This is a genomic window from Pseudomonas sp. AE27 (assembly GCF_037113495.1).
Lineage (GTDB): Bacteria > Pseudomonadota > Gammaproteobacteria > Pseudomonadales > Pseudomonadaceae > Aquipseudomonas > Aquipseudomonas palmensis.
Map to the genome: position 1 here is coordinate 1466920 of NZ_CP146966.1, position 17881 is coordinate 1484800.

Sequence of the window (17881 nt, forward strand, 5' to 3'; positions counted from 1 at the left end):
CCTGCGCGCCGCCACGTTCGCTCCACATCGACAGCAAGCTACCCCTGTGATTTGAACGCTTTGATGATGAGGAAACGAACATGGCAGATATCTTCGAAAACCCGATGGGCCTGATGGGCTTCGAGTTCATTGAACTGGCCGCACCTGTCCCGGGTACCCTGGAGCCGATCTTCCAGATCATGGGCTTCACCAAGGTCGCCAGCCACCGCTCCAAGGACGTGCACCTGTACCGTCAGGGCGGCATCAACCTGATCCTGAACAACGAACCCAAGAGCGTGGCGTCCTATTTTGCCGCCGAGCATGGTCCGTCGGTGTGCGGCATGGCCTTCCGTGTGCGCAATGCCCATGAAGCCTATGCCCGTGCCCTGGAGCTGGGTGCCCAGCCGGTCGAGATCGAGACCGGGCCGATGGAACTGCGCCTGCCGGCGATCAAGGGTATCGGCGGCGCGCCGCTGTACCTGATCGACCGTTTCGAGGAAGGCAGCTCGATCTACGACATCGACTTCAAGTGGATCGAAGGCGTGGACCGCAACCCGGTCGGCGCCGGCCTCAAGATCATCGACCACCTGACCCACAACGTGTATCGCGGGCGCATGGCCTACTGGGCCGGCTTCTACGAGAAGCTGTTCAACTTCCGCGAGATCCGCTACTTCGACATCAAGGGTGAGTACACCGGCCTGACCTCCAAGGCCATGACCGCCCCCGACGCAATGATCCGTATCCCGCTGAACGAGGAGTCCTCCAAGGGCGCCGGCCAGATCGAAGAGTTCCTGATGCAGTTCAACGGCGAGGGCATCCAGCACGTCGCCTTCCTCACCGACGACCTGATCAAGAGCTGGGACGCGCTGAAAAAGCTCGGCATGCGTTTTATGACCGCGCCGCCGGATACCTACTACGAAATGCTCGAAGGCCGTCTGCCGAACCACGGCGAGCCGGTGGGCGAGCTGCAGTCGCGGGGCATTCTGCTGGACGGCTCGTCCGAGGCGGGCGACAAGCGCCTGCTGCTGCAGATCTTCTCCGAAACCCTGATGGGCCCGGTGTTCTTCGAGTTCATCCAGCGCAAGGGTGACGACGGCTTCGGCGAGGGTAACTTCAAGGCCCTGTTCGAATCCATCGAGCGCGACCAGGTTCGCCGCGGTGTACTGACCGCCGAGTAAACGCGGCGCGTATGCAAAAAGGCCATCGAGCATGCCTCGATGGCCTTTTTTGTGCCTGCGCCGGCCTCAACCGTAACGACGCACCGATGGCGCGCGGCGGTTGCGAAACAGCGTCCAGTACACCGCTGCCGAGGTCATGACGCCCACCAGCAGCAACGACGGGATGATGGCCTGGGCGTTGGACAGCATCGCCTGCCAGATATGGCCGTCCGGGTAGCCGCCATGGATGGTGTACCCGTAACTGGCGGACAGCACGCGGACATGCTGTTCGGAGTGATCGGGCAGCACGTCGTCGAAGGTGCTGCCCTCGCTCCACAGGTAATCGTCGCCGAACTGCAGCACCAGGTTGGCGCTGGCCTTTACCCGCTGCATCGTGGCTTGCAGGGTCTTGGCGTCGACCAGGGCCAGCACGCCGAGCGGGTACTCCTGCAGGCGGTAATACAGGATGGCCGAGTCCGGGGTCACATCGTTGCCCGGCTCCAGGCGCAGGCGCTGGTTGAAGAAGCTGCCCGGGTCGACCAGAAGCTGGTATTCGCCGTGCACCGTGCTGCAGTAGGCCCGGTTCTCGCGCACCAGCACCAGCGAGCGCAGCTCGGGGCGCATCACCACTTCGGTACGCAGGCTGGGCAGGGCCCGCGGGCAGGGGAAGTCCGCCAGGTTGAGCACCTTGTTACTGGCATTGTGCAGCGAGTCGAGGATGCGATCGATGTCCTGCTGGGTGTGCTGGATCGAGACCAGGGTCGACTCGGCCAGCATCTTTTCCACCTGCCAGCTCATGATCAACAGGCCGCACCCCACAGGGGTCAGGCCGATCAACAGGATGACCAGCAGTTCCAGCAGCACACGGCCAGCGCGAAATTTGTGACGGGGCATGATTCACCTATGTTGACAGAGCGGGCCGCAGGGGCGCGCGGGCATCTTGAGCGGATGCCGTTCAGCATAAGTGAGGGGCGTAGTTTGCCCTTGTAAGACGCGACGACATTGGCCGTGCTATTCGTCGACGCTCCGGGGGGCTAGCCTGCCTTCGATGCGGCCAGTACTGCCAGCACCTGGCGTGCGACAGCGGCCGAGGAGGCGGGGTTCTGCCCGGTGATCAGGCGCCCCTCGCGCTGATCGCGCACCACGTATTCCTGCCAGGGGTCCTCGGCCTTGCTGTACAGGCCACCGCGCGCGGCCAGTTCGTTCTCGGTCAGAAACGGCACCACCTTGTCCAGTTCGGCCAGTTGTTCCTCGACGTTGGAGAACCCGGTAACCTCGCGGTCCTTGAGCAGCAGGGTGTTGTCACTGAGCTTGATGTTGAGCAGGCCGACCGCGCCATGGCACACCGAGGCCACCACGCCGCCGGCCTCGAAGATCTGGCGCGCCAGGCCCTGCAATGCCGTGTTGTCGGGGAAGTCCCAGATCACCCCGTGGCCGCCGGTGAAATAGATCGCGTGGTAGTCCTGCGCCTTGACCTGGTCAGGGGCCAGGGTGGCGCCCAGGCGGTTCATGAACGCCTTGTCGTCGTACCACTGCCAATCCAGGTCCGGGGCCATGCTCAGGCTGTGCGGGTCGATCGGCACGTAGCCGCCGGCAGGGCTCACATAGTCCACCTTGTAGCCGGCCTTCTCGATCACCGCAACGAAGTGCACGGCTTCGCCCAGCCACAGCCCGGTGGCGCGCTTGAGGCTCGGATACCTGGCGGTATTGGTCAGCACTACCAGTACTTTCTTGCTCATTGCAGCGTTCCTCTGGTGATCGGGCGCGGGGAGGGGTGGAGCGAAGCAAACCTATAGAGCATAGTCGCGGCCGCAAAACCCGCCATCGCCCAGGGCGTTGTGCTAGTTTCCACCCATACAGCCGCTGTCACAGGAGTCACCGCCATCATGTCCACACACACCGATCCGTTCATGCAGGCCGCCATCGACGAAGCGCGGAAGAGCCTGGCAGAAGGTGGCATTCCCATCGGCTCGGTGATCGTGCACCAGGGCAGGATCATCGGACGCGGCCACAACCGCCGGGTGCAACAGGGCAGCGCGATACTGCATGGTGAAATGAGCGCGCTCGAAGATGCCGGGCGCCAGCCGGCCAGCGTGTACGCCGACGCCACCCTCTATACCACCCTGTCACCCTGCGCCATGTGCAGCGGCGCCATCCTGCTGTACGGCATCAAGCAGGTGGTGATCGGCGAGCACCACACCTTCCTGGGCGAGGAGGACCTGCTGCAGAGCCGTGGCGTGAACCTGCAGGTGCTGCATGACGCCACCTGCACCGGCCTGATGCGCAGATTCATCGAGGACCACCCCCAGCTCTGGAACGAAGATATCGGCGAGCAGTCCGAGCCTTGAGCCCCAAGGAAGCGCACCCGATCATGCACACCCCCCACTCTGAAGCGGCCCCGAACCTGTCGGGCGGCATGAGCGATGCGGTACGCCAGTTCGACTGGAGCCGCACCGCCCTGGGGCCGGCGCCGCAATGGCAGGCTTCGCTGCGCATCGCCGTGGACATGCTGCTGGCTTCCAAGTTTCCGGGTTGCCTGGTGTGGGGCCCCGAGCTGATCAGCATCCACAACGACGCGTTCGTGCCCTTGCTCGGCGCCAAGCCGGCGCCGCTGGGCAAGCCGCTGAGCGTGATCTGGAGCGACGTGTGGGACGATATCAGCGCCCTGGCGCAGCGGGCCTACGCCGGCGAAGCGGTGTTCATGGAAAACTTCGCGCTCGATACCGACCGCAACGGGGATGTGGAGCGGGCGTACTTCACCTTCTGCTACAGCCCAGTGCGCGACGAGTCCGGCCAGGTGGCGGGCTTTCTGAACACCGTGTTCGAAACCACCGAGACGGTCAGAAACGAGCAGGTGTGGCGCGAACGCGCCGATGCCTTCGAACAGAAGATCATGGAGCAGACCGCAGACCACGAGCGCATCTGGGAGCTGTCCAGCGACATCATGATGCTGGTGCGCGAAGACCTGCAGATCTACGCCATCAATGCCTGCGGTCGCGAGCTGCTGGGCTGGGACGATTCGTTCATCGGCAGGCCGGTGCTGGAGCTGTGCCATGTCGACGACCGGCCGGGCATCGAAGCGGTGCACCAGCAACTGCGGGCCGGGCAGACCGTGCAGGGCTTCAAGTGCCGCTACCGTCACCGTGACGGCCATTACCGCTGGTTCAACTGGTCGATCGTGCCCAGCACCGGCATCTATACCGCCATCGGCCACGACATCACCCTGGACCAGGAGCGCGCCGCGGCCCTGGTGCAAGCCGAGGAGCTGCTGCGCCAGAGCCAGAAGATGGATGCCGTGGGCCAGTTGACCGCCGGCATGGCGCACGACTTCAACAACCTGCTGACCGGCATCAGCGGCAGCCTGGAAATGATCGAGCGGCGTATCGGCAGTGGCCAGCTGGACGGCCTGGATCGCTACATCGCCGCCGCCAAGGAGGCGTCCCAGCGCGCGGCGGTGCTCACCCACCGCCTGCTGGCGTTCGCCCGGCGCCAGCCCCTCGACCCGCGCCCGGCAGACCTCAATGCCCTGGTGCACGGCATGGACGCCCTGATCCGCCAGACCCTGGGCCCGGACATCGCCCTGCAGCTGAAGGTCGAGCCGCAGCTGTGGCGCACCCTGGTGGACGCCAACCAGCTGGAAAACGCCTTGCTCAACCTGTGCATCAACGCACGCGATGCGATGCGCGCCGGCGGGCGGCTGACCATCAGTACCGGCAATGAACGCTACGATGCCCGGGTCGCAGGTAGGGACGGCCTGCCCCCTGGCGACTACTGCTCGCTGACGGTCGAGGACGACGGCCAGGGCATGAGCCCCCAGGTGATGGAGCGCGCCTTCGAACCCTTCTTCACCACCAAGCCCGTGGGCCAGGGCACCGGCCTGGGCCTGTCGATGGTGTACGGTTTCGTGCGTCAGTCGGGCGGGCGGGTGTGGATCGAGGCGTCCGATACCGGCGGCACCCGCATCAGGCTGGTGCTGCCACGCTACTGTGGCGCCGACAGCCAGCCTGCGGCCAGCGTACCGGTGCCGGCCAAGGTCAGCGTGCCGGGCAAGGGGCGGATCCTGCTGATCGATGACGAACCGACCCTGCGCATGCTGATCAAGGAGGTGCTGCAACAGGAAGGCTACGACGTGATCGAGGCCGTGGATGGCCGGTCAGGCCTGGCGGCGTGCCTGGCCGGCCCGCCGGTCGACCTGCTGATCACCGACATCGGCCTGCCCGGCGGTTTCAGTGGGCGCCAGGTGGCCAGCGAGGTGCGCCGGCACAACCCGCAGCAGAACATCCTGTTCATCACCGGCTACACCGACGAAGCCATCGCCCAGCGCGACACCCTCGAGGCGGGGGTGGAACTGCTGACCAAGCCGTTCCCGCTGGACCGCCTGCAGTGCAAGGTCAAGGTCATGCTTCAGCGCGCCGAGTCGCGCGGGCCGGGGGCCGGCACGCCGGCGCCCTGACTGGCCACGCGCTCCAGCAGCAGGTAGACGACGCAGGCCACCAGCAGCGGCAGCAGAAAGTACAGTACGCGGTAGGCAATCAGCGCCGCCAGCAGGGTGCCCTTGGCGTACTGGCCCTGCAGCAGGGTGATGAACACCGTCTCCAGCACCCCCAGGCCTGCCGGAATATGCGTGATCACCCCGGCAATGCTGCTGATCATCAGCACCCCAACGATGCTCGGGTAGCCCGCCTTGTCCGGCAGCAGGGTGTAGATCACCAGCCCCATCAGCAGCCAGTTGCATGCCCCCATGACGGCCTGCAGCAGTGCCAGGCGGATACCCGGCAGCGTGAGCACCTGCCCGCGCACCTGCCAGCTGCGGCGCCTGGCGAACGCGCAGGCGCCCAGGTAGGCCGCAGCGGCCAGCAGCATCAGCACACCGATCACGCGCAGCCCGCCGGTGCCGATCTCCATCCCCGCCGGCAGGCGCGGCAGGCCACAGGCGAACAGGCTGCCGGCCACCAGCAGGTAGCCCAGCCAGTTGGTCACCAGGCCCAGCCCGAGCAGGCGGCTGATGGTCGGTACATCCAGGCCCAGGCGCGAATACAGGCGATAGCGCAGGGCAACCCCGCCCACCCAGGCACTGAGGTTCAGGTTGAACGCGTAGCACACGAAAGCCAGCGGCACGACCTGGCGCGCCGGCAGCTGGTGGCCGGTGTAGCGCCGCCCCAGCAGGTCATAGCAGCTGAACAGCACGAAACTGCACGCCGCAATCGCCCCGCCCAGCAGCAACACCCCGGGCGGGTAGGACACCAGGGCGTGACGCACCTCGCCCCAGTCCTGGTTGCGCAGCAACATGAACAGCAATGTCGGTATCAGGATGAAGAACGCCAGGGTCAGGGCCCGGCGCGCCCATTGCCAGTGTGTGCCGGAAAGCTTCATGACACCGGCTCCTGGAGCGCCGCTGGCGGCTGCAGCGGCTTGAGCCGGGGCTGGTGCGCAGGCAGCCAGCCGACGATGGCCGGGAACAGGCGGGTGAAGTGGAACGCCATGAAGATCAGCGGTGCGCGCCACCAGTAGCCGCGCAGCACCCGTTGCAGGGTCACCGGCTTGCATTGGCTGTGGGCCAGCGCCTGGAGGTGCTCGCCCAGCAGCTGGTTGAAGGCCTGGTCGCGGATCACCAGGTTGGCCTCGAGGTTCAGCGACAGGCTCAGCGGGTCGAGGTTGCTCGACCCCACCGTGGACCACTCGCGGTCCACCACCGCGACCTTGCCGTGCAGCGGGCGCTCGCAGTACTCGTGAATGCGCACGCCGTCGCGCAGCAGGTAGTTGTAGAGCATGCGCGAGCACAGCCGCACCAGCGGCATGTCGGGCATGCCCTGCAGGATCAGGGTGACGTGCACGCCACGCCGGGCCGCATTGCGCAGGGCCCGCAGCATCCGGTAGCCGGGGAAGAAGTACGCATTGGCGATGATGATCCGTTCGCGCGCGGTGACGATGGCGCGCATGTAGTGCTGCTCGATGTCGGTGGGGTGCTCGGCGTTGTCGCGGATGCACAGGCACATGCGCGCCTGCACGCTGTCGGCACTGATCGGCGGCGCCCGGCGCCACCAGCCCCGGGGCCGCACAGGGCGGGCGCGCTGGGCGTCGAGCAGGGTCAGGGTGGCCTGCTGCAGGTCGGCCACGATCGGCCCCCGTACCCGCACGGCGTAGTCCTGCTTGGCCATCGGCCCGAAGTCGGCCAGGTGGTCGGCGCTGTAGTTGATTCCGCCGACAAAGGCAGTGTGCCCGTCGATCACCAGGATCTTGCGGTGCAGGCGGCGGAACAGGTTGGTGCGCAGCCCCAGCCGCCGCGGGCTCGGGTCGAACGCCTGCAGGTGCACACCGGCCTGGCTCAGCGCCAGCAGAAAGGCGCTGCTCAGGTCGGCGGTGCCATAACCGTCCACCAGCACCTCCACCTGCACGCCGCGTTGCGCTGCCTCGATCAATACCTGTTGCAGCTGCTTGCCGACCTTGTCCTCGAAAATGATGAAGGTCTCCAGCAGCACCTGCTCCCTGGCATTGGCAATCGCCTCGAAGGCGGCCGGGAAGTACGCCTCGCCATTGATCAGCAATTGCACCTCGTTATCCTCGCGCCAGTCGGCCTTCATAGCAGTACCTCCACGAACAGCGGCAAGTGGTCTGACAGGTGCGACCAGGGTTTGCGCCCCATCACCCGGGGTTGCCGGGCCTGGGCGTTACGCACATAGATACGGTCCAGGCATAGCAGCGGCCAGCGCGCCGGAAAGCTGCGTGCGGGGCGCCCGTGGGCCTGGGTGAACACCTCCACCAGGCCGCAGCCGGCCAGGTGCTGGTCGGCGCGCTGGCGCCAGTCATTGAAGTCGCCCGCCACGATCACCGGCGCCTCGGCGGGCAGGCTGTCCAGCAGCCGGCACAGCAGGCGCAACTGCTTGACGCGCTGGCGCTCGTCCAGCCCCAGGTGCGCACACACGGTGTGCAGCGGGCGCTGGCCGGGTACATCGAGCACGGCGTGGAGCAGGCCGCGGCGCTCGCTGCCGGTCACGCTCACATCGAGGTTTTCGTAATGCCGGATGGCGAACTTGGACAGCAGCGCATTGCCGTGCTCGCCGTCCGGGTACACCGCGTTGCGCCCGTAGGCGTACTGCGGCCACAGGCTGTCGGCCAGGAACTCGTACTGCGGCACGTGGGACCAGTCCGGGTGGCGGCTGGCATGGCCACGGTGGCTGCCCAGCACCTCCTGCAGAAACACCAGGTCGGCGTCCTGGCTGCGCACGGCCTCGCGCAGCTCGGGCAGCACATAACGCCGGTTGAACGCGCTGAAGCCCTTGTGCACATTCACCGTAAGCACCCGCATGGCGTGCTCGGTGACCTGCCGGCCGGCCACCGGCGGGGGCTGGGGCAGGCTCATGGGGCGTTGCCCGGGCCGAGCATCTGCGCCACCTTGCGCGTCAGCTGGGTGAACTTGAATGGCTTGTTGATCATCTGCATGCCCGGGTCGAGAAAGCCCCGGCACGAGGTGGCGTTTTCGGCGTAGCCGGTAATGAACAGCACCTTCAGCCCCGGGCGCAGCTTGCGCGCGATCTCCGCCAGCTGGCGCCCGTTCATCCCCGGCAGCCCCACATCGCTGATCAGCAGGTCGATCGGCCGGTCGGAGCGCAGAACCGACAGTGCCAGGCTGGCGTCGGCCACCTCGCAGCACTGGTAGCCCTGCTCGGCGAGGGTCTCGTGGACCAGCTGGCGCACCGTGTGGTCGTCCTCCACGATCAGCACGCGGTTGCTGCCATTGGCCTCCGGCGGCGGGCCGGGGGCGGGCGCTGGCGCGCCCTGTACATCCCCCACATGCCGCGGCAGGTAGAGCTCGACCTGGGTGCCATGGCCGATGCTGCTGTACAGCGCCACGTGCCCCTGTGACTGGCGACTGAAGCCATACACCATCGACAGGCCCAGCCCGGTGCCCTGGCCGATGGGCTTGGTGGTGAAGAAGGGGTCGAAGGCGCGGTCCACGCTGCTTTGCGGCATGCCGCAGCCGTTGTCGTGCACGCTCAGCAGTACATAGTCGCCGCTGGCCAGCGGATGCCCGCCAGGCAACGGCTTGCCCTGGCGACGGTTGCCGGCGTGGATGCGCAGCTCGCCGCCGTTGGGCATGGCATCACGGGCGTTGCTCAGCAGGTTGTCGATGGCTTCGCGCAACTGCTGCGCGTCCACCTCGATGTGCCACAGGTCGGCGTCGAGGCTGACCTGCAGGTCGATCTGCGGGGTCAGCAGGGCGCGCAGCTGGTCGCCGTCCAGCAGGCTGGCCAGGCTGACCGGGCCCGCATCCAGCGGCTGACGGCTGGAGAATGCCAGCAGCCGATGGGTCATGCTGGCGGCGCGCTGCACCGCCCCCAGGCTCATGTCGATAAGCTTGGGCAGGTCTTCCTGGCGGCCCTGGGCAAGGCGCCGTCGGATCAGCTCCACGCTGCCGCCGATGCCGGTAAGCAGGTTGTTGAAGTCGTGGGCTACACCGCCGGCCAACTGGCCGATGGCTTCCATCTTCTGCGTGTGGCGCAGCTGTTGTTCGTCTTCGCGCAGGTGGCGCAGTTGCTCTTCCACCCGTTGCTCCAGGTCCTGCAGGCGGGCCGCGCTGTACTGGGCCTGGTACTGGCGACGGCGTGCGCGCAGCGAAGCGTGGGTCAGGGCCAGCAGGCCGCTGGGCTGGAACGGGCATGCCAGCAGGAACAGGTTGCCCAGCGCCGTGTGCAGGTCGGCGTCCGGCGCCCGGGCCGGGCTGGTCAGCAGCACCACCGGCAGGTCCGACCAGGCGGGCTGGGTACGCAGGTAGTTGTGCACGGGCGACTGCACGAAGCCGCCCAGGGACTCGTCGGCGATGATGGCCAGCCCCGCGCCCTGGCCCAGGGCATCGGCCATCTCGTCCAGGTCGCGGGTGGCCAGCGCCTGTATGCCGGCTTCGTCGAACAGGTTCAGCGCCAGGCGGCTGAGGGTGGGCGGGGCAAGTATCAGTGCGCGTTCGCCGTTTGGCACCGAATTGTTCACGGGCGATCTCCTTTGATAACGCACAGCCAGGCGATTGCCTTTTTATCCATGCACTATCACTGGACACGCCACTTTCGGCGGGGTTCAAAACGCTTGCGGGAGCCCGGACGAGGGGCCTCAGAGGCCTTGCTGCACCAGCGGATCGTCCGGGTTCTGCTGCTCCAGCTGGGCCAGCAGCACCTGCACGTTCTGCAGCTGGCCGGTCTCTTTCCAGTAGCCGATCAGCAGCACCCGCGCCTTGCGGTTGGCCGGCTGGCGGGCGAGCAGGGTTTCGAGCTGCTTCTGCGCCACCTCGACCTGCTCCAGGCTGTGCAGGGTCAACGCCAGGGTATAGCGATACTCGGCGTTGTCCGGGTCCAGCGCCAGGGCCCGGTCGAACGCCAGCAGCGCGTATTCGTGCTGGTCGTGGCGCATCAGCCACAGGCCCAGCTCGTGTTGCAGGAAGGCCGAGTCTGGGTGGCGCTTGAGCGCCTGGGCCAGCAGCTCGCGGGAGGCATCGGCGTGGCCCTGGCTGTCGAGCAGGCGCACCTTGGCCGCCAGTGCCTCGAGGTCGTCGGGTGCCAGCGCCAGCGCTCGCTCCAGTGCCTGCGCCGCCTCGTCGTCATGGCCCTCGTGCACGTACAGCCGGGCCAGGTGCACCTGGGCGGCGGCATCGTCGAGCTGCTTGAGCAAGGCCTGCTGGTACTGCTCCAGTGCCTGCTGCAGCGGGCCGTAGTACAGGCCGACATCGTCCGGGCCCAGCCCCAGCAGCGCATCGACCGCGGCAAAGCGCACGCTCTGCTCGGGGTCTTCGAGCATCGGCCCCAGCAGCACGCTGCGCTGCGGCGCCGGCACCAGCGCACTGATGCTGGCGATCGCCGCGCGGCGCACCAGCGGGTCGTCGTGGCTCAGGTCCTGGTCGGCCAGCTTCAGCGCCAGCGGCGAAGGGTAGTTGGGCAGCTCGGCATGCAGGCTGGCGCGGCGAATGCCCGACAGGTCGGCGCGCGCCAGTTGCTGGTACAGCACCCGCGCCGCCCCCGGCTGCCCTTCATGGGCCATGGTCAGCGCCTTGGTGTAGCCATGGCTGGGGGCCGGCGCGGGGGCCGGGGCGTCACCCAGCCAGCCGTAGCCCAGCCCGATGACGAGCAGCACGAGCAGGCTGAGCAGTGTATAGAGGCGCGGTTTTGACATGCGGCATCCGGGCAGGCGGGGTGGGGCAAGCTTGGGTCAGCCAGGAAACGGAGTCAATCCGTTTTCCCCCTTCACCTGCCCGCACCCTGCGCCGCAGCCCGTGCCGCGAGCCGTCAGGTGCGAAAATGCACCACCAGGCTCTGCAGGTCGCTGCCCAGGCGCGCCAGTTCGACGCTGGAGCTGGCGATCTCGCTGCTGGCCAGTGCCGACTGGTCGGCGGTTTCGCGCACATGCAGCACGTTGCGGGTGATTTCCTCGACCACCGTGGTCTGTTCTTCGGCGGCGCTGGCGATGCGCAGGCTCATCTGCTGGATGTCCGAGACCTGCCGGGTGATCGCCGCCAGCGCATCGCCGGTGTTGCGCACCCCGGTCACGGTCGACTGGGTCTGCTCCACGCTGGACTGCATGATCTGCGTGCTCTCGTTGGCAATGCGCTGCAACTCGCCGATCAGGTGCTCGATCTCCTCGGAAGACTGCTGGGTACGCTGGGCCAGGCTGCGCACCTCGTCGGCCACCACCGCGAAGCCGCGCCCGGCCTCGCCGGCACGTGCCGCCTCGATGGCGGCATTGAGCGCCAGCAGGTTGGTCTGCCCGGCCACGGCCTTGATCACCCCGAGCACGCTGGCGATACGGTCGATTTCCTGGTGCAGGCGGCTCATCGACTCGGCCGACACCCCGACCTCGCCGGCCAGCGCCTCGATCTGCACGATGGCATTGCGCGAGATGCCCGAGGCGCCGCTGGCTTCCTCGTCGGCCTGGCGGGCCGCCTGGGCCGCGTCTTCGGAGTTGCGCGCCACGGCCTGCACCATCGAGGTCATCTGGTTCATGGCGGTGGCGACCCGGTCGGTGTCGCTGCGCTGGCTGTCGGTGCCGGCCTGGGTCTGGGTGGTGATGGTGGCCAGCTGGCTGGCCGATACCGCCAGTTGCGAGGAGCCGTGACCAATGCGCGTGATCACCTCGCGCAGACGCTGGCTCATGTCGCCGATGGCGCGCAGCAGCTGGCCCAGTTCGTCACGCCGATGGCTGTCCAGCTGCACGGTGAGGTCGCCGTGGGCGATGCGCTCGGCCGCCTCCAGGCTCTGGCGCAGCGGGCGCACGATCTGCCGGCCGATCAGCCAGGCGATCAGGGTGCCCAGCACCAGAGTCGCGACGGTCACGCCCAGCAGAATCGAGACCACCGTGGCCACGCTGGCGGCAGCGCGCTCCTCTTCCTTCTTGTACAGCACGTTGATGCTGCCCTGCAGGTCGGCCAGCAGGGCATTGGCCTGCACCACCCGGGCGCTGTCGGGCGGGTCCAGGGCCAGGGCGGCCTGGTGGGTGGTGATGTAGCCCTGCAGGCCGTCGGCCAGTTGCTGCACGGTCTGCAGGTCTTCGGCGGGCCAGGCGCCGCGCTGCACGTCCTCGAGCACCGCGTTCAGTGCGCTGTGCAAGGCCTGCTGGTGGGTCTGGTGGGTGTCCAGGTGGGCGGCCTGGGGCGCCAGCGCGTACTGGTAGTTGGCCTCGCGGGCAAACACCGTTTCGTCGAACAGGGTGCTCAGTCGGTTGATCCGCTCGAACGAAGTCTTGTCGTTGTGCAACCCCTTGAGGCCGGTGGCGGCCAACCACACCGCCAGGGCCAGCATCAGCCCGAAGCCCAGTGCCAGTTTGCGGGTGACGGTGAGGTTTTCCAGTGAAAGTACGCGCAGCATGAACGCTCCTTAGAGTGGGGGGAACGTGGTTCCCGCCACACTATAGAAGCGCTGTCGCAGTGGATGAAGGCTAAGTGCCATACATCACGCCAAACGTTGATCCAGCTCAATTTTATTGTCGGACAAAATTCAGAAGTCGTAACTCAGGCTGGTGTAGTAGAACGCGCCCTGGGCGCCCTCGGGCGAGGTGATCGAGTACTTCTGCACCCCGTACAGGGTCTGGCCTTCGAGTTTGTCGGGGTGGCTGTCGAACAGGTTGATCGCACCCACCGAGACCTTCAGCCCCTGGTCGAAGCGGTAGCTCAGATCCAGGTCGGTGATCCACTGTGCGCTGAAGGTCTGGTCCAGGTCGGGGTTGCTGGCATTGAGGCTCTGCCATTCACCGTAGCGGCGCTGGGTCAGGGTCACGCCCCAGTTCTGGTACAGCCAGTTGGCGCTGAGGGTCAGCTTGGTGTCGGGGGTGCCGTGCTCGATCAGGCCCTGGGTGGCACGCCCGACGATCTGGTTGCCGGCAATGCCGCCGGCATCGCGCAGTTCGGTGATGCGCGTGCGGGTCTTGGCGAAGCCGGCGTTCAGGTCCAGACGGCCGTACTGCGCCAGGTCCCACTGGTACTGGCCGGCCAGCTCGATGCCGTCGGTGCGGGTGTCGGCAATGTTGGTATAGAACGCCGCACTCTGGATGTTGGCATACGGCGTACCGGCGAAGATCGGCCCCACCACGCTGGCCGGCAACTGGTCGGACAGGGTGATGCGGTTGTCGATGTCGATGCGGTAGGCGTCCACGGTCACCGAGGCGTTGGCCAGCGGGCGCCACACCAGGCCCAGGGAGTAGTTGGTCGACTCTTCGGGCTTGAGCGCGCGCCCGCCCAGCAGCGCGGCCTCGGGGCTGTCGGCACGCAGGGTGCGCTGCTGCACCTCGACCCAGTTGCCGCTGCCAGGTGGCTGCTCCACCACCTGCACGCTGAACGAGGACAGCCCGCTCTGCACCAGCGAGGGGGCGCGGTAGCCGGTGCTGAGGCTGCCGCGTGCGGCGATCTGCGGGGTGAAGTCGTAGCGCAGCGACAGCTTGCCGTTGGTGGTGTCGCCAAAGTCCGAGTAATGCTCCGAGCGCAGCGCCACGCCAGCCTGGAACTTGTCGGTGAGCTGCCCTTCGAGGTCGACATAGGCGCCGAACACCTTGCGCTCCAGCGACGCGGCATCGACGTTGGTGATGCCCGAGTAGTAACCGGGGATCGGCCGCCCGCTGACCGGGTCCAGGCTGCCGAACAGCGGCCCGTTCTGCCAGCCGGCCGCCTCGCCGGCGCCCAGGTGGTAGTTCTCCTTGCGCCAGGCCAGGCCCGCCGACAGGGTCAGCGGCCTGGCCAGCAGGTCGGTGGGGAAGTCGCGCACCCAGTCCAGGGTCAGGTTGGTCTGTTGGTTCTCGCGCTCGCCGGTGTAGATGCTCGACGGGCTGGCCGTGCCCCAGCTGGGGTTGATGGCGTTGCGGTCGGTGGACTTCAACGTGTCGTTGCCGTAGTTGGCAGCCAGGTCGAACGTGCCCAGGGTTTCGTCCTCCCAGCGCAGGCCGCCGGTCACGGCATAGTCTTGCAGGTTGTAGCGGGTGACCGGCAGGCGCCCGTCCGGGTAGCGGCGCAGCGCATCGCTGCCGTAGTTGCGGGCCAGGGTGGTGGGCGGGTCGAAGAAGCCGTCGGCGTCGGTGTTCTTGTGCGCATAGGTGGCAAAGCCATAGGCGGTCAGCCCTTCACCCAGGCCGATTTCGCTGTTGGCCACCAGGTTGTACTGGTCCGAGACATTGCCCGAGCCCCAGCGCCAGGTGCGGTAGCGGTTGTTCTGCTCGCGCGGGGTATCGGTGCTGGTGCTGCCGGGGTAGAAGATCCGGTTGTCGGGGTTGGTGTCGCTGGCCGGGTCCTGGCTGCCGGCATCGAAGCTCAGGGTCAGGAAGCCATCGTTGGGCAGGGCCAGGCCCTTCCAGCCGCTGAGCTTGCGCTGCAGGCCGTCGCCCTTGTCGTAGCCGCCGAAGCGATAGCCCACGTTGCCGCCGTCGTCGTTCTCCTTGAGCACGATGTTGATCACCCCGGCGATGGCGTCCGAGCCGTACTGGGCGGCGGCGCCGTCGCGCAGGATCTCCACCCGCGACACCGCGCTGAGCGGGATCAGGCTCAGGTCCACGGCCGCTGCGCCACGCCCGTTGGCCAGGCCCTGGCGGGTCACGTTGGCGCTGGTATGGCGGCGCTTGCCGTTGACCAGCACCAGCACCTGGTCCGACGCCAGGCCGCGCAGCGAGGCGCCCTGGGCGATGGAGCCGGCGAACGCGCCCTGGGGCGACTGCGGGAAGCTGAACGAGGGCGACAGGGCGGTCAGCGCACCGGACAGGTCGCTGGCGCCGGTGTCCTGCAGCTTCTCGGCGCTCAGCACATCCACCGGGGCTGCGCTTTGCAGCGCGGTGACGTCGCTGCGGCGGGTGCCGACCACGACCACGGTATCGAGCTTGTCATCCGCGCCGGGTGCGGCCTGGGCAGAGCATTCGGGCACGGCAACGCTGCCGATGACCAGCGCGATGGCGCCGGCCAAGGGGGTGGGACGCAACATGGGGTGTACTCCTTGCAAGGCAGTTGAAGTGCGCCGGCAGCCTGCCGCCGGCGCGGTCGATCAGAATCGGCTGGTGACGCTGACGCCGACCGTGCGCGGGTCGCCGTAGGTCAGCACGTACTGGCCCTGGGGGCCGTTGGGCCGGCCGTGCACCTGGTAGCGGCGGTCGGTGAGGTTGTTGACGAAGCCGGTCACGCTGAGCTTTTCATCCGCGCTGAACCAGGTCAGGCGGCTGTTGGCCAGGGTGTAGTGGGGCTGGCTGAGGGTCGGCTCGGCGCTGCTCTGGCGGTTGGCCAGAAAGTACTCCTTGTCGCGAAAACTCACGTCGGCGCCGGCCACCAGCTTGCCGCCGATCGCCAGCGGGATGGTGTAGTCGGCGCCCAGCGACACCACGTTGCGCGGCGAGCGCACGAAGCTGTTGCCGCTGTAGTCGGCGGTCACCTCGCCGGTGGTGGGGTTGACGTTCTTGAAGTCGGTGTACTCGGTGTCCAGGAACGACACCGCCGCGCGCAGGTGCAGGTAGTCGGTGGGCTGGCCCTCGATCTCCAGCTCCGCGCCCTTGACCTTGCCCTTGGCACCGTTGGTGAGCGCGGTGGTGAGCACGCCGCTGTTGACCGTCAGCAGGTTGACCTGGATGTCCTGGTAGTCGTAGTAGAACAGGTTGGCGTTGACCGTCAGGCGGTGGTCGAACCACTCCGATTTCAGGCCCAGCTCGTAGGCATCGAGCTGTTCCGGGTCGACCGTGGTCAGCTGCGCCAGGTTGCTCGACAGGCCGGTGTTGAAGCCGCCGGAGCGAAAGCCGTGGGCATAGCGAAAGAACACCCGCAGGTTGTCGTTGATGCGGTACTCGGGCGTCACATCGTAGGTCCAGGCGTCCCAGCGCTTGCTCTCGTCGCGGTTGCCGTTGGCGCCCGCAGCGCCCAGCGGCACCAGCGGGCCGTTGGCGCTGGTGCGGGTGAGCTGGGCCAGGTCCAGGTCGATGCTCTTTTTCTCGGTGGTCCATCGCAGCCCGCCGGTCACGGTGAAGTTGTCGCTCAGGTCATAGGCCAGGTTGCCGAACAGCGCGTAGCTGTCGGTCTTGTGGGTGTAGTCGAGGCTGCTCAGGTCGACCCCGCCGATCTGGTTGGAGCCGGTGCCGTTGGGCGTCGGGCCCGGCGTCACGAAACGCCGGTCGGTGCTGTCGAGGGTTTCGTGAAAGTAATGGGTGCCGAGCATCCAGCGCAGGGTTTCCTGCTGCGGGGAGGCCAGGCGAAATTCCTGCGAGTACTGGTCGTAGCGGTTGTCGGTGTCGCTCGCGCCGTTGACCTCGTAGGGGGTGTAGTCGGCGTCGGTCAGCGACTGCTGGCGGATAGAGTCGTAGGCGGTGATGGAGGTCAGCCGGTAGTCGCCGATGTCCCAGTTCAGGGTCAGCGAGGTGCCGTCGTGGTCGAGTTTGGAGTGCTCGTCCACGTTCAGCTCGATGCGCCGCCCCTGGGGGCGCTGGTAGCCGACGTTGTAATAGGTGCCCAGCGGCAGCGAACCGCTGCTGCCATCGCCCTTGAACTGGCGCCCGTGGAGCTTCCACAGCGCCTCCAGGTCCGGGTTGAGCCTGGCCAGAAACTGTACGCGCACGGCCTTCTTGTTGACGTCGCCATAGGTCTGGTCGTTGGTCAGGTTGTGGGTGAAGCCGTCGCGCTCCTCGGAATACAGCGACACCCGGCCGGCCAGGCGTTCGTCCACCAGGGTGCCGCCCAGGGCGCCGTTGAGGATGCGTTCGTTCTTGCTGCCAAAGCCGATGGTGCCGAAGCCGTCGGTGTCGAAGGTGGGCTTTTTCGAGATCACGTTGACTGCCCCCGCCGTGGTGTTCTTGCCGTACAGGGTGCCCTGAGGGCCGCGCAGCACCTCGATGCGCTCCAGGTCGAACAGCGGGCCGCCGCCGGCGACGGGGGCGTTGAGGTAGACGTCGTCGGCATAGATGCCCACCGGGTAGACCGTGGCGGCGCCGGTGTCGCCGGTGCCCAGGCCGCGGATGTACCAGCGCGGGCGGCCATCGCCATCGGGGTTCTTGGCCGAGGCGTTGGGGATGAAGGTGGTGATGTCGCCCATGGCGCGCACGCCGTCGGCGGTGATGCTGGTGCCCTGGACCGCGCTGACCGATACCGGCACTTCCTGCAGGGTTTCTTCGCGGTGTTGTGCGGTGACGGTGACGGTCTTGAGTGCCGGCGTGGTGCTGTCGTCGGCGTGGGCGGTGCTGGTGCCTGCGAGCAGCAGGCCCAGGCCGATGCCCCTGGCCAGTGGATGAAGCTGATGCATGGTGTGGCTCCCCGAGTGTGG

The 17881-nt window shown here is 67.2% G+C and carries 13 protein-coding genes; 3 read left to right on the forward strand and 10 right to left on the reverse strand.

The window, feature by feature from the left end; all coding sequences use genetic code 11:
* Window positions 1-80: 80 nt before the first annotated feature.
* Complete coding sequence (hppD, locus tag V9K84_RS06815) at window positions 81-1157, forward strand: 4-hydroxyphenylpyruvate dioxygenase (protein WP_054915379.1); 1077 nt, start codon at window positions 81-83, stop codon at window positions 1155-1157.
* Window positions 1158-1223: 66 nt separating this feature from the next.
* Here hppD and V9K84_RS06820 read toward each other — a convergent pair whose 3' ends face one another.
* Together V9K84_RS06820 and V9K84_RS06825 are read right to left on the reverse strand one after the other, a co-directional pair.
* The gene (locus tag V9K84_RS06820; RefSeq protein WP_043862927.1) at window positions 1224-2030 is read right to left on the reverse strand and encodes a CSS-motif domain-containing protein; all 807 of its coding nucleotides are present in this window, start codon (window positions 2028-2030) and stop codon (window positions 1224-1226) included.
* A gap of 140 nt (window positions 2031-2170) precedes the next feature.
* The gene (locus V9K84_RS06825; RefSeq protein WP_078480157.1) at window positions 2171-2875 is read right to left on the reverse strand and encodes a type 1 glutamine amidotransferase domain-containing protein; all 705 of its coding nucleotides are present in this window, start codon (window positions 2873-2875) and stop codon (window positions 2171-2173) included.
* A 147-nt stretch (window positions 2876-3022) separates the two neighbouring features.
* Here V9K84_RS06825 and V9K84_RS06830 point away from each other — a divergent pair, with 147 nt between their 5' ends.
* On the forward strand, window positions 3023-3484 hold the full coding sequence (locus V9K84_RS06830) for a nucleoside deaminase (protein WP_229589252.1): 462 nt from the start codon (window positions 3023-3025) through the stop codon (window positions 3482-3484).
* A gap of 23 nt (window positions 3485-3507) precedes the next feature.
* Entirely contained in the window at window positions 3508-5589 is a 2082-nt protein-coding gene (locus V9K84_RS06835; RefSeq protein ID WP_256582878.1) for an ATP-binding protein, read from the forward strand.
* Here the strand turns inward: V9K84_RS06835 and V9K84_RS06840 are convergent.
* The 8 genes from V9K84_RS06840 to V9K84_RS06875 form a co-directional block, all read right to left on the reverse strand.
* The gene (locus tag V9K84_RS06840) at window positions 5541-6509 is read right to left on the reverse strand and encodes a lysylphosphatidylglycerol synthase domain-containing protein (protein ID WP_088515379.1); all 969 of its coding nucleotides are present in this window, start codon (window positions 6507-6509) and stop codon (window positions 5541-5543) included. The genes V9K84_RS06835 and V9K84_RS06840 overlap by 49 nt on opposite strands.
* Window positions 6506-7717 carry a cardiolipin synthase ClsB gene (gene clsB, locus V9K84_RS06845; protein WP_088515378.1) on the reverse strand — a complete coding sequence of 404 codons (1212 nt, stop codon included), beginning with the start codon at window positions 7715-7717 and terminating at the stop codon, window positions 6506-6508. Before clsB ends, V9K84_RS06840 begins: the two co-directional genes overlap by 4 nt.
* Window positions 7714-8496, reverse strand: coding sequence for an endonuclease/exonuclease/phosphatase family protein (locus V9K84_RS06850; RefSeq protein WP_088515377.1), 783 nt, complete (start codon window positions 8494-8496; stop codon window positions 7714-7716). Before V9K84_RS06850 ends, clsB begins: the two co-directional genes overlap by 4 nt.
* Window positions 8493-10121, reverse strand: coding sequence for a response regulator (locus V9K84_RS06855; protein WP_088515376.1), 1629 nt, complete (start codon window positions 10119-10121; stop codon window positions 8493-8495). Before V9K84_RS06855 ends, V9K84_RS06850 begins: the two co-directional genes overlap by 4 nt.
* 117 nt (window positions 10122-10238) lie before the next feature.
* The gene (locus V9K84_RS06860) at window positions 10239-11291 is read right to left on the reverse strand and encodes a tetratricopeptide repeat protein (protein WP_054915374.1); all 1053 of its coding nucleotides are present in this window, start codon (window positions 11289-11291) and stop codon (window positions 10239-10241) included.
* Window positions 11292-11404: 113 nt separating this feature from the next.
* Window positions 11405-12979: a methyl-accepting chemotaxis protein gene (locus V9K84_RS06865; protein ID WP_043862919.1), complete on the reverse strand. Its 1575-nt coding sequence runs from the start codon at window positions 12977-12979 to the stop codon at window positions 11405-11407.
* A 129-nt stretch (window positions 12980-13108) separates the two neighbouring features.
* A complete protein-coding gene (locus V9K84_RS06870) occupies window positions 13109-15568 on the reverse strand; it encodes a TonB-dependent receptor (protein WP_058540677.1) in 2460 nt (819 codons plus the stop codon).
* A gap of 60 nt (window positions 15569-15628) precedes the next feature.
* A complete protein-coding gene (locus V9K84_RS06875) occupies window positions 15629-17860 on the reverse strand; it encodes a TonB-dependent receptor (protein ID WP_088515375.1) in 2232 nt (743 codons plus the stop codon).
* Window positions 17861-17881: the final 21 nt, after the last annotated feature.